10 protein-coding genes are annotated in these 12,650 nt (G+C 52.8%); all 10 read right to left on the bottom strand.

Annotation, left to right across the window (positions count from 1 at the left end; genetic code table 11):
* The 10 genes from PG728_RS02165 to frr all read right to left on the bottom strand — a co-directional run bounded on the left by PG728_RS02165 (nucleotide 1) and on the right by frr (nucleotide 12,648).
* Entirely contained in the window at nucleotides 1-498 is a 498-nt protein-coding gene (locus PG728_RS02165) for a DUF3145 domain-containing protein (RefSeq protein ID WP_072509354.1), read from the bottom strand.
* A gap of 1,734 nt (nucleotides 499-2,232) precedes the next feature.
* Nucleotides 2,233-2,724: a peptide deformylase gene (gene def / locus PG728_RS02160; RefSeq protein ID WP_270625515.1), complete on the bottom strand. Its 492-nt coding sequence runs from the start codon at nucleotides 2,722-2,724 to the stop codon at nucleotides 2,233-2,235.
* 3 nt (nucleotides 2,725-2,727) lie between these two features.
* Nucleotides 2,728-4,614, bottom strand: coding sequence for a proline--tRNA ligase (locus PG728_RS02155; RefSeq protein WP_270625513.1), 1,887 nt, complete (start codon nucleotides 4,612-4,614; stop codon nucleotides 2,728-2,730).
* Nucleotides 4,615-5,570: 956 nt separating this feature from the next.
* Complete coding sequence (gene ispG, locus PG728_RS02150) at nucleotides 5,571-6,701, bottom strand: flavodoxin-dependent (E)-4-hydroxy-3-methylbut-2-enyl-diphosphate synthase (protein ID WP_270625666.1); 1,131 nt, start codon at nucleotides 6,699-6,701, stop codon at nucleotides 5,571-5,573.
* Nucleotides 6,702-6,770: 69 nt separating this feature from the next.
* Entirely contained in the window at nucleotides 6,771-8,060 is a 1,290-nt protein-coding gene (locus tag PG728_RS02145; RefSeq protein ID WP_270625511.1) for a M50 family metallopeptidase, read from the bottom strand.
* A gap of 9 nt (nucleotides 8,061-8,069) precedes the next feature.
* A complete protein-coding gene (gene dxr / locus PG728_RS02140) occupies nucleotides 8,070-9,269 on the bottom strand; it encodes a 1-deoxy-D-xylulose-5-phosphate reductoisomerase (protein ID WP_270625664.1) in 1,200 nt (399 codons plus the stop codon).
* 66 nt (nucleotides 9,270-9,335) lie between these two features.
* Entirely contained in the window at nucleotides 9,336-9,887 is a 552-nt protein-coding gene (locus tag PG728_RS02135) for a DivIVA domain-containing protein (RefSeq protein ID WP_270625509.1), read from the bottom strand.
* Complete coding sequence (rlmN, locus tag PG728_RS02130) at nucleotides 9,884-11,089, bottom strand: 23S rRNA (adenine(2503)-C(2))-methyltransferase RlmN (protein ID WP_270625663.1); 1,206 nt, start codon at nucleotides 11,087-11,089, stop codon at nucleotides 9,884-9,886. The genes PG728_RS02135 and rlmN overlap by 4 nt, the downstream gene beginning before the upstream one ends.
* 110 nt (nucleotides 11,090-11,199) lie before the next feature.
* Nucleotides 11,200-12,090 carry a phosphatidate cytidylyltransferase gene (locus PG728_RS02125; protein ID WP_270625508.1) on the bottom strand — a complete coding sequence of 297 codons (891 nt, stop codon included), beginning with the start codon at nucleotides 12,088-12,090 and terminating at the stop codon, nucleotides 11,200-11,202.
* On the bottom strand, nucleotides 12,091-12,648 hold the full coding sequence (gene frr, locus PG728_RS02120; protein WP_072509347.1) for a ribosome recycling factor: 558 nt from the start codon (nucleotides 12,646-12,648) through the stop codon (nucleotides 12,091-12,093). It abuts the gene before it with no gap.
* Between the last annotated feature and the right edge of the window lie 2 nt (nucleotides 12,649-12,650).

Below are 12,650 nucleotides of genomic sequence, written 5' to 3'. Positions count from 1 at the left end.
TCAACCCACTCGGTGCAGCCAGCGCACTGGAGCTCCCGCCCCCGCGTAGCGGAAAGGTTCCAGCTCTTCATCCCACGCGGTTCCCAACGCCAAGTCCAATAGATGCCGCAGTTCCTCTTGACTGCCTTGAGCAAGGGCAATTCGCACCCGATCCTCTGGGATTACCACATTGCCTACCACATCAGTTTGGGCATGAAATATCCCCAGTTCAGGGGTGTATGACCAGCGCCCTCCGTTGTTATTTACGGAAGCATCTTCGGTTACCTCGAAACGTAAATGCTCCCATCCGCGCAGCGCAGAGGCAAGTTTAGCGCCAGTACCTATTTGCCCTACCCAGGACAGTTCCGAGCGGAACATTCCCGGTTGAGCAGGTTGTTCTGTCCATTCTAAGTTGATGCGCTGATCTAGAACTGCACCAACCGCCCATTCCACATGACTCGAAAGTGCACGCGGGCATGAATGCACAAAAAGTACACCGCGGGTGTAATCCTTGTTCATCGCTTCTCCTTTAGTGATTGTCAGGTTCGTCTTCCCCTACGACCTGTATGCACTACAGAGTGATGACACGCGGCGTCTCAACTTCTATTTTGCCCTCGATAGCCGTTTAGGACAACCCCAAAAGCCTCCGACCGGCAATTATGTTACCAATGAGGCTAATGTGACACCTGTTGCTACTTAGTGGTCGCGATTCTCACCCTCTACCCAGCTATTGAAAATAACTTCGGCTATTTCCGAGCAACCACGCCCACCTGAGCAACATTTTCACCCTCCCGTTTTCTGGTATGCGCGCCGTTTCACCCTCCCGAGACAAAAACACCCTCCCAATACCAGCAAACCGCCCCAATAATGACCACAATTCCCATCTCGGGAGGGCGTAACCGCACCGGGAGGGTCAAAACGTCACCCAAAAAGGGCGTGGTCGGTAAAAGATGTGGGAGTAAAGACAGGAAAAGCAGGGGGAAAGTTTCATCCAGGCAGATGCGGGGGGCGGTTTTATGCCGAAGAGTAGGACTTCGGAACATCAAGGACGCGGCGGGTAAATATGCGGAAGTAAAGACAGAAATGCGGGGGAAAGTTTGATCCGAGTAGGTGCGGTGGGCTTAAGAATTTGGAAAACGCCGCCACGTTTTCCAAATTCTTGGGCAGGAGGACAAACTTTCCCCCGCACCCACAATTTCCAAGCATATAACCAAGCAACCACGCCCACCGGAGCAACTTTTCCGCCCTCCTGATTTCAGACATACGCGCCGTTTTCACCCTCCCGAGACAAAACCACCCTCCCAATACCGGCAAAGCGCCTCAATTACGACCACAATTCCCCTCTCGGGAGGGCGAAAGCGCACCGAGAGGGTCAAAACGTCACCAAAAAGGGCGCGGGCAGTAATAAATGTGGGAGTAAAGACAGGAAAAGCAGGAGGAAAGTTTCATCCCGGTAGATGCGAGGGGGGTTTTATGCCGAGGGATAGGATTTCGGAACATCAAGAGGCGTGGTCGGTAAAAGATGCGGGAGTATTGGCAGATGGGCGGGGGGAAAGTTTGATCCGAGTAGGTGCGGTGGGCATAAGAATTTGGAAAACGCCGCCACATTTTCCAAATTCTTGGGCAGGAGGACAAACTTTCCCCCGCACCCACGGTTTTCATACACGCAACCAAGCAACCACACTCACCCGGGCAACATTTCTACCCTCCTGATTTCAGGCATACGCGCCGTTTTCACCCTCCGCAGACAAAAACACCCTCCCAATACCGGCAAAACACCCCAATAACTACCACAATTGCCATCTCGGGAGGGCGCAACTGCACCGGGAGGGTCAAAACGTCACCTAAAAAGGGCGCGGCGGGTAAATATGCGTAAGTAATGACAGAAAGGCGGGGGAAAGTTTCGTCCAAGCAGACGCAGGTGCGGTTTTATGCCGAGGGGCAGGATTTCGGAACATCAAGGGGCGCGGTCGCTAAATATGTGGGAGTAAAGATCAGGAAAAGCGGGGGAAAGTTTGATCCGAGTAGGTGCGGTGGGCATAAGAATTCGGAAAACGCCGCCAGGTTTTCCAAATTCTTGGGCAGGAGGACAAACCCAGATTCCCCGCTAACTCACAACCATCAGGCTCATAGCACGGGTCGAGTTCGGGGAAAGATGCGAGAGGGGGCTTGAGCCGAGCGCAGCAAGGCTCACCGGGGTCCCCCGAGTGCTTTCCCCGAACTCGACCCAAAAGGTAACTGAACTTTAAGAAGTTACAGACCCTTTTCGCGGATTGCTTTAAAGGCTTTCCGACGGGTGAGTCGATCCAGGCGATCAAGATAGAGATGACCATCCAAGTGGTCACATTCATGCTGGATACAACGTCCCATTAGTTCTTCCCCCTCCACCACTTTCGGCTTGCCATCAAGGTCAATTCCTTCGGCGCGGGCATACCAGGCACGCTGGCAGGGGAAAAACAAGCCGGGAACCGACAGACAACCCTCGTCACCGTCTTGATATTCATCCTTTGAAACCTCTACCAGACGAGGATTAAGAATGTAGTCCACTTCCCCATCGATGTTCCAAGAAAAAGCGCGCAACCCTACCCCAATTTGGTTAGCCGCTAGACCGGCACGCCCATCGGCATCAACAGTCTCTAATAAATCTTCTACCAACTGCTTCACTCGTTCATCTATTTCAGTTATCGGCTCACAAGGGGTACGTAAAACCGGGTCACCGATAACCCTAATGTCTCGAAATGCCACGATTTATTCCTCCTGGTTTCCACTGTTTGCAAGGCTGCCAGTTGCCGCGAGCGAAGCGGGCACTACTTTTTCTGCCCGCGCAAATGCGTCCTCTAAATCGGAGCGCACTTTAGCACCCACAAACTCTACTGCCTGATCTAGCGGGATTTCTTCTCGACTACCATCGGCGCGGCAACGCACTTCCACATTCCCGGATTTTAACCCGCGCCCTACCACTACTAGCCAGGGCATTCCTAGCAGTTCCGCGTCTTTGAACTTTACCCCGGCGGAAACCCGCTTGCGGTCATCAATCAAAGTATCAATACCGGCTGCCGTGAGCTCATCTCCTAGGGTTTTTGCGGCGGCAAATAGTTCTTCATCTTTGCCGGTAACCAAAACATGGGCTTGGAAAGGAGCCACATTGGTTGGCCATTTCAATCCCACTTCGTCATGGTATTCTTCCGCGATAGCAGCCATTACGCGGGAAACTCCAATCCCGTAGGAACCCATCGTAACTACCTGGGATTTTCCATTCTCATCTAGCACGTTCAGCCCTAGGGCTTTCGCGTATTTGGTTCCTAGAGCAAAAATATGCCCGATTTCAATCCCACGCGCAGTTTGTAACTGTCCTGAGCCGTCGGGAGCTAAATCTCCGTCACGTACTTCGGCTGCCTCAACAAATCCGTCAGCACGGAAGTCTCTACCGGCTACCAAATGATAAATATGGGTATCCTCTTTTCCAGCACCCGCAATCCATTCGGTTCCTTCAACGATTCTCGGATCTAGCAGGCAGCGGGGACTTCCCGAGATGTTTCCATTCTCGTCATTTTTTCGTTCTGGATGGTCTGGACCGGCGCAGGTAGGACCGGTAAATCCGGGAACAATGCTCGGATAGGGCGCCAAATCTGCTTCGCTGGCCATCTCTACTTCTGCCCCTAGGGAAGCTTCTAGCCGTTTCATGTCGATTTCACGATCCCCAGGTACTGCGAGCAACAGGACTTCTCGTTTACCATCGGAATGAGTAGCGGTTACCATGAAGGCTTTCAAAGTATCTGCTTTAGTCCACTCCCTGCCATCTTCGCGCGGGAAATGCTGATTTGAATAGGTAACTATTTCCTCTATAGTGTGCGCACCCGGAGTTTCACGCTCTATCGCGGCAGGGATCAGTGAATAATCTTTCGGCTCCGGGGGAATTGTGGTTACTGCCTCCACATTGGCGGCATAACCGCCCTCGGAGCGCACGAAAGTATCTTCCCCAATGGCACAGGGGAAGATGAACTCTTCGGAGCGCGAGCCTCCCATTGCCCCTGCCATTGCGGAGCAAATAACGTATTCTAACCCGAGCCGAGAATAAATACGCTGATAGGCACGGCGTTGAGCCTGGTAGGATTCTTCTAATCCCTCGGCGGTGAGGTCGAATGAATAGGCGTCTTTCATAATGAATTCGCGTCCGCGGATTAGTCCTGCCCGAGGACGTGCCTCGTCCCGGTATTTTTCTTTTATCTGGTAGAGGACGACCGGCAGGTCTTTATAGGAAGAATAAAAGTCTTTGACCAGCAGGGTGAACATTTCTTCGTGAGTGGGAGCTAACAGATAGTCGCCACCTTTACGATCTTGCAGCTTGAATAAGGACGGGCCGAACTCTTCCCAGCGGTTAGTTGCTTCATAGGGTTCGCGCGGTAATAAACCGGGGAAAGACACTTCGAGTGCGCCAATCCGATCCATTTCTTCGCGTACTACCTGCTCTACGCGCCGAATGGTGCGCAGCCCTAGCGGGGTCCAGGTGTAAATCCCGGGTGCGGCGCGGCGAATATAACCGGCGCGTACCAGTAGTTTATGGGAATCCACTTCGGCATCGACCGGGTCTTCCCGCAGAGTTCTAACAAAATAATTCGACATATTGTAAGCCACGTTCGCCAGTTTAGTAGATGATGCATAGGAACCTAAACCGCGCCATCCTTACAGAAATCATGTGAAAGCCTTCGGTACTAGGTGCGTGGGAACTAGCCGATAGATCCGCGCGAGCGAGAAGTTTTTCCTCCCGCCCAAAAACTCGCAACTGCCCACGGGCAGTTGCGAGTTTTACGCCCGCCTAACCGACTCGGATAAAACTTCTCTCTCGCGCTCGGGGTTACGGTGATAGAAACCAACGTTATGACCACTTTCAGCGCCGCTGAAGATTTTGCAAGGCGCTATCTTCCTGCAAGAAGCGTCACGGAAGAACAATATAAAAAGGCAGCTGGGTTAAGCGCGTGAGTGGATTTATGCCGAGGGGTAGACACCCTAGCCACCAAGACTCCCTAAATCGGATACCCGGTAACAAATCTAAAAATCTGTAATTCATAAGGCACTAAATCCGGAAAATGCCAAAGCATTTTCCGGATTTCGGGGCGCGAGGCAAAATCTACTCACGCGCGCTAGCAGGCTCTTAGATTTTTTACGTAGTAGTGGGAAAAGATGTGAGCTTAGATTGCATTTAAGCGGGGAGGATTGGTTTTATCCGAGCAGGGGCGGTGGGCATAAGAATTCGGGAAACGCCGCTACGTTTTCCGAATTCTTGGGCAGGAGGAAAAACCAATCCTCCCCGCGGGACAAGTCTCTACGATTTTGGGCTTTGTTACAGGCACGGGAACAGACGCAACAGGTGACTGCTATTAAGCGCGTGAGCGGATTTATGCCGAGGGGTAACGCCCTAGCCACCAAGACTCCCTAAATCGGATACCCGGTAACAAATCTAAAAATCTGTAATTCATAAGGCACTAAATCCGTGAAAATGCCAAGGCATTTTCACGGATTTCGGGGCGCGAGGCAAAAACTGCTCACGCGCATTGCTCGGATTTTAGACTTTTTCCACTCCTGCCTAAGGACTAAACGGTCACTTCAACTTCGCCGGAGCCTTCTTCTAGGCCTAGCAGCTCGGCTTGACGATGCGCCTCTGCAATCAAGGTGGGCACGATTTCCTCTTCGGGAACCGTCTTAATCACTTCACCTTTAATAAAGATTTTTCCTTTGCCATTACCGCTGGCTACCCCCAGGTCGGCTTCCCGCGCCTCACCGGGGCCATTCACGATACACCCCATAACCGCAACTCGCAGCGGCACTTTAATCTCGTCCTTGAGCGCATCGGTGACGGCGTTTGCCAGGGTATAAACATCGACTTGGGCGCGTCCGCAGGAAGGGCAGGAAACAATCTCCAGGGTGCGTTCTTTTAGCCCCATGGATTGCAGGATTTCGATCCCGACTTTTATTTCCTCTACCGGGTCTGCCGACAGAGAAACCCGGATAGTATCTCCGATACCTTGACGCAGCAGCGCCCCGAAAGCAGTAGCCGATTTGATAGTTCCTTGGAAAGCCGGACCGGCCTCGGTTACCCCCAGGTGCAGCGGCCAATCCCCCATTTCACTAAGCAATTCGTAGGCGCGAATCATAGTTACCGGGTCGTGGTGTTTAACCGAGATTGCGAAGTCGTGAAAATCGTATTGCTCGAACAGGCGTGCCTCATTAACGGCGGATTCTGCCAAAGCCTCCGGGGTGGCTTTCCCGTGGCGCGCCATTACTCGCGGATCGAGGGAACCGGCGTTTATCCCAATCCGCAGGGCGGTGCCGTGTTTACGGGCGCATTTGGTTATTTCTTCTATTTGGTCATCGAATTTGCGGATATTTCCGGGATTAACCCGCACCCCTGCGCACCCGCCTTCAATCGCGGCGAACACATATTTGGGCTGGAAATGAATGTCGGCGACTACTGGAATCGTAGATTTTTGGGCGATTACCGGCAGAGCCTCCGCATCATCAGCGCTGGGGCAGGCTACCCGCACAATATCGCACCCGGCTGCGGTTAGAGCCGCTATTTGCTGCAAGGTGGCACCAATATCGGTGGTTTTGGTGGTGCACATGGACTGTACGCTAATCGGGGCATCTCCCCCAATTTCTACGTTTCCGCAACGAATCTTGCGAGTTTTTTTTCGCGGGAAACCCGCGGGCTTTACTTCCGGCATTCCTAGTTCAACACTCACGTTTCTATTATTACGCGCTAGGGGCGTAAACCCTAGTTCTAAACCGGTCGGTTACGGTAAGCGAATCGGGTCAGTAACGTCTGCCACCATCAGTAGCACGGTCATAGCGATTAGCAGCCCTGCTACCAGATAGGTTAAGGGAACGGCTTTCGCGGCATCAATCGGACCGGGGGCAGGGCGAGAACGGAGCCTCGCATAGGTGTTCTTAATTCCTTGCCAACAGGCTCCGGCAATATGGCCGCCATCTAAGGGCGGTAGCGGAATCAGGTTAAACACGAATAGTGCCATATTTAGGGAAGCTAACAGGGAAAGCAACCCTCCGGCGCGATCTGCCAGGGTTACCTGGGTTGAGGGCGCAGATCCGATTTCTCCTGCGATTCTGCCTACTCCCAGAACAGACATGATTCCGGCGCTATCGCGAGGAGTGTCGGTGAATACCGATATCCCCACGTTCCACACTGCTACCGGCAGTTTTAATACTACCGCTCCGGTTTGGTAGAACAGCTGCCACATGGTTTTCCCGTAGGTGGCTATCCCGGTGCTGGCGCGTTCAGTTTTGGAGTAGAGCCCTGCTTTCCCATCTACTTGGCTGAGCTGAAAATCGAGCGTCTGTCCGTTACGGCGAACCTTAACGGTGGCTTCACCGTGAGTCTGGCTTGCATATTGGCGTAAATCGTCCCAGGTATTTATCTTTTTTCCATTCCAGGAAACTAGAACGTCACCGGGTTTTATTCCGGCTTTCGCTGCGGGAGCGGGCTGCGCGCCGGCTTGGGAACAATCTACTACTTGACCGGCTTTTAGGCAGACAGCTTTGTCTACGGTGGTAGTGGGGGTGGTGATTCCGATTCCCAGCATCGCTACCCCCATCAGCACAAACGATAAAAACAGGTTCATTACCGGTCCACCGAACATGACTACTAGGCGCCTGGAAACCGGCAGGTTATAAAATGCGCGGGAACGTTTCTCGGTAGGTATTTCTGCTAGTGAGGCGTCTCGGGCTTCTTGCGACCAGGTGGGAACCAGTTTATCGGCCTGGTCGGGTTCTAGGCCTCGCGCCTGACGTATCGTAAGCTTTTTTCCGTCAAGTTTATATCCCACCTGGTCAAGGTTTCCTGGACCATACATTCCCAGGATTTTGCAGTACCCTCCTAGGAGAATCGCTTTCACTCCGTATTCGGTTTCCCCGCGTTTGCGCGAGAACAAGGTGGGACCGAAACCAATCATGAACTGGGGTACTAATGCCCCGAATTTCTTTGCGGGCAGTAAATGTCCGCATTCATGTAGACCGATAGAGACGATTAGCCCGATAACCACGATTAGTACGCCAAGTAAAAATGCCATGGGGATAGCCTACCTAGCGTTCATGACAATTTCCTGAGCCTTGGTTTTCGCCCAGGTTTGCGCAGTCATAATTTGTCCTAAATCTGGATTATCTACCCCGATATGTTCGGACAATACTTGCGCTAGAGAATCCACTATTTGCAGGTAGGGTAGGTGTCCTTGTAGGAAGGCATCGACGAATACTTCATTGGCGGCGTTATAAACCGCCGGATGGGAGGACGAGGCTGCTACTGCTTGCCGGGCAAGTTTTATCGCCGGGAAGGTTTCGTGGTCTACCGGTTCAAATTGCCATTGCTGAGCCACAGCGAAATCCAGGGGGGTTACCGTGTTATCCAAGCGGGTCGGCCAAGCTAGCCCCAGGGCAATCGGAAGTCGCATATCGGGCGGGGAGGCCTGCAAAACTGTAGCACCGTCACGCCAGGTTACCCCGGAATGAACGATAGATTGCGGGTGTATCACCGGCACAATATCCTCGGGTGCCACGTCAAACAAAAGGTGAGCTTCTATCAGTTCCAACCCCTTGTTTACCAGGGTGGATGAGTTAATGGTAACCACCGGCCCCATCGACCAGGTAGGGTGATTAAGTGCTTGCTGCGCGTTTACTTCTGCTAAATCAGCGCGTTTTTTACCCCGAAACGGACCTCCGGAGGCAGTGAGAATTATTTGGCTAACTTCACTGCGTCCATCCTGGTTTACACTGGTTAGCCCCTTATGGTGAATACCGGAAGCTAAGGCTTGGGCAATCGCCGAATGTTCAGAATCTACCGGCACGATTTGACCAGGGCGCTGACAGGCAGCTTTAACCAAGGCTCCCCCTACTATCAGGGATTCCTTGTTCGCTAACGCCAAGGTGGCTCCACTTTCTAGAGCTGCCAAAGTAGGAGCCAGCCCCACCCCACCGGTAATCCCATTGAGGACTACCGCTTCCCGGCTGGCTCTGCCCGCCACTCGGGCACTAGCATCTTCTCCCGTTAAAATCTCGGGTTGATAGTTTTCGCCCCCAGGAAGTTCCGCAGCTAGCGCAGTTGCGAATTCCTCGCCCCTATCTAAAGAAATCGCAACTATGTCCGGGCGAAAACGTGCCGCTTGCCGGGCAAGTAATTCGAGACTAGCCCCACCGGCGCTGAGGGCGCGCACACAGAACCGCCCCGGATTTTTAGCGATTACTTCCAGAGCTTGGGTACCGATAGAACCGGTAGAGCCTAACATGAAAACCTCGCGCAAAGAGCCTCCCTGTTACCAGAAAACTATTAACCGCTACCTAATCAAATGCTGCTACTCTACCGCTAGCAGTACTTCTACCGCCCGCGACAGATAAGCGTCTACTACGCCCTCTTTGTAGGCTTTCTCGTCCTTTGCGCTCTTGAAAGTGGCGTTGCGAATCTCGCTGGAAGTAATTCCCTCATCGGAATCAAAATATTTCGCTAACCGATCGAGGAGGGCATCTACCTGGGCAGCGTCATAGCCTTTACCGTCCGGGTGCGCAAAACGTTTACCCTCGGGGCGAAGCATCCGAGGATAGAGGGTAGTGGCTCGTTGGGCTACCCGTTCCATCCAAGCCTGGGAACCATTAACTGCCACATTATCTGCCCGGTCACGGCGGATAAATGCCGCTTCCAGCCGATCCATTGCCTGATCTACAGCGCTAGTTTGATAACCGCGACGCACCAGGTCAAAGTGAGCGCCCCGTACTTGTTCTGCCGAAAACTCTTCGGCGGGTATCCCGCCCTCGTAGGCTTTGCGAGCATCGGTAAAAAACTCGTCCACCTGGGAGGGGTCGTATCCGCGCGTAAAAAAACCGGCTCTAGGAAAGTTATTCTCGCTCACTTGCCAGTTCTCTCCTTCCGAGATTTAGTTGCCAATTGACCACACGCTCCGTCGATATCTTGTCCCCGAGTATCACGGATAGTGGTAGTTATACCTTTACGTTCCAGAGTATCCACAAATTCTGCTTGGGCGTGGGATTCACTCGCCGTCCAGATCGATCCGGGGGTGGGATTTAGTGGAATCGGGTTCACATGCGCCCAGCCATGCCCGCGCGCATTCAGCAAATCTGCGAGCAGTCCCGCTCTCCACGCCTGGTCGTTCATGTTCTTTATCAAAGCATATTCAATGGATACTCGCCTACCGGTGGCTTGAAAATACTGGTAGGCAGCGTCCAGCAATTCGCTAACCTTGAATCGAGAATTTAAAGGAATCAGCTCATCACGCAGCTCATCATCGGGAGCGTGCAGGGAAATCGCCAGGGTGAGCGGAATTTTTTCTTCTGTCAGTTTTTTGATTCCCGGCACTAACCCCACAGTTGAAACCGTGATTGCCCGCGCGGACATCCCGAATCCTTCTGGGGAATCGGCAATCAGGCGACGAACCGCGCCCAACACCGCGCGATAGTTCACCATGGGCTCTCCCATTCCCATGAACACCACATTGCTGAGCCGACAGCTACTGCCGCCCAGTTCACCCTCTTCACAGGCTTTACGGGCTAGGCGCACCTGTTCTACGATTTCAGCGGTTGAAAGGTTGCGGGTCAGCCCCATTTGACCGGTGGCACAAAATGGGCAAGCCATTCCGCAACCAACTTCGCAAGAAATACAGAGGGTAGCCCGGGAAGGATAACGCATTAACACTGACTCTACTTCGGCTCCATCAAATAGTCGCCACAGGTATTTGCGGGTCATCCCGTTATCACCGCTACGCACCAAAACGGGTTCTATTAGGGGCGGGAAAGCCAGTTCGGTCAGTTTTTCGCGCCCTAAAGCCGGTAAATCTGTCATTTGGGCGTAATCGGTAGTTAGATGGGTGAAGTAGTGGCGAGAAAGCTGGTCGGCTCTAAAGGGCGGAAAACCATTATCCTTTAAGAATTTTTTGCGACCAGCCAAATCGAAGTCAGCTAAATGATCCGTAGGTTTAGTGCGTCTAGTGGCTTGAAACCGTAGCACTGGACGGGCATCGCTGCTGGTAGCACCCTCTGGGGGCTGGTCGGTGGGCATCACCTGGCGGGGGTCGTATTTGGGACGCGCCCGGCGCATCAGCTGTTTATCGTCGGTTTTGTTTGTTTGCCGAGGACGAGGCGGCGTCCTTAATATCTCTGTCTTCCCGTTTTTCCTTGGGTTGCTTTCCCTGACCATTTTTGCCGTACCTAAAATATAAAAAGCGAAACCAAGAAGAACAGGGGCACCGTCAGTAGCAGCGAATCTAAGCGATCCATAACTCCGCCATGCCCCGGCAGTAAACTGCCCATATCTTTGAGCTGCAAATCTCGTTTAATTAGGGACTCCCCTAGATCGCCACAGGTAGCAATTACCGGGGTTAATAGCCCTAACACCGGGATTACCCATAACTGGGTGGAGGTTAGCCAAACCCCGATTGCCGCTGCGACCGTACACATTAGCACTGACCCGGAGAATCCTTCCCAAGATTTGGCGGGAGAAACTGCTGGCGCCATCGGATGTTTTCCTTTTAGCACCCCGGCAGCATATCCCCCAATGTCGTTACATATGGTAATCACAATCCAGAGGATAATCGGTGCCGGATGATGAGGATTATGGAGCATCACAATCACGAATGAGGCTAAGAAGGGCAGGTAGATAGCCACAAAGCAAGTAGCCAGCAGGTCGCGGGTCGCAAACTTCGATGGCCCTACACTAAGCCGCCAAATTGCACAGGCAATCATGGTGGCGAGCACTGCTGCCCACAGCCCTTCCGGACCTAGCAGATAGGCGCATAGGAGCATCCCCACCGTGCCTACCAGCAAGGGAGGTAGACAAAGTTTTATTTTTATTCGAGCTAAGGCTCCTGCCATTTCGTATTCGGCCATAATTGCCACAACCATGGCAAACCCTAAGAAAAATACGGTAGGAGCCAGCAATAATGTCAAGGCTAAGCCGCCTAATCCTACCCCGACTGCTATTGAGGCTGGCAGATTACGTCCTGCCCGGGATTTCTTGGGATTAGCGCTCTGCTCTTTGGTAGGCTCTGGCGATATTGATTGCGCAGCTCCCTCGCGGAAAGCGCGGGCGCGATTATTCAACTAAATCTCCATTAGTTCTTTTTCTTTGGCCGCAAGTAGTTTATCCATCGTTTCTACCTGCTTCTTTGTCAAAGATTCTATTTCTTTTTCGGCGCGTGTTACCTCGTCCTCGCCAGCTTCGCCATCCTTTTTCAACTTCTCTAGCTGATCCATGGCTTTACGGCGAATACCGCGGATAGAGACCCGTCCTTCCTCGGCTTTTTGCCCCGCTAGTTTTACGTAGTCGCGACGGCGTTCCTCGGTTAGTTCCGGCAAGGTTACCCGAATATGGTTGCCCTCGTCAGTGGGGTTTACTCCCAGGTCGCTGTCCCGAACTGCCTTGATGACATCATTAGTGGAGGACTTGTCGTAGGGGGAAATCAGCACGGTGCGTGGCTCGGGGATAGAAATGGTTGCCAGCTGCTGCAAAGGAGTTGGCGCCCCATAGTATTCCACAGTAATCGGGTTAAACATGGCGGCGTTAGCTCGCCCGGTGCGAATCGCAGTGAATTCTTCGCGGGAAAACTCGATGGCTTTTTCCATCTTCTCCTCAGCTTCGAGCAGAATATCGTCAATCACTT

It is taken from the genome of Varibaculum timonense, from assembly GCF_027694345.1.
GTDB classification, from domain to species: Bacteria; Actinomycetota; Actinomycetes; order Actinomycetales; family Actinomycetaceae; genus Varibaculum; species Varibaculum timonense_A.
Note: the sequence above shows the minus strand (reverse complement) of the source record. Positions and strands in the feature narration are given on the sequence as shown.

Bases quoted from the DNA above. Each gene is read 5' to 3' on its own strand.
- PG728_RS02165 (WP_072509354.1), bottom strand. From the start codon at position 498: ATGAACAAGGATTACACCCGCGGTGTACTTTTTGTGCATTCATGCCCG.
- PG728_RS02145 (WP_270625511.1), bottom strand. From the start codon at position 8,060: ATGGCATTTTTACTTGGCGTACTAATCGTGGTTATCGGGCTAATCGTC.
- dxr (WP_270625664.1), bottom strand. From the start codon at position 9,269: ATGTTAGGCTCTACCGGTTCTATCGGTACCCAAGCTCTGGAAGTAATC.
- rlmN (WP_270625663.1), bottom strand. From the start codon at position 11,089: ATGCGCCGGGCGCGTCCCAAATACGACCCCCGCCAGGTGATGCCCACC.
- ispG (WP_270625666.1), bottom strand. From the start codon at position 6,701: ATGCCGGAAGTAAAGCCCGCGGGTTTCCCGCGAAAAAAAACTCGCAAG.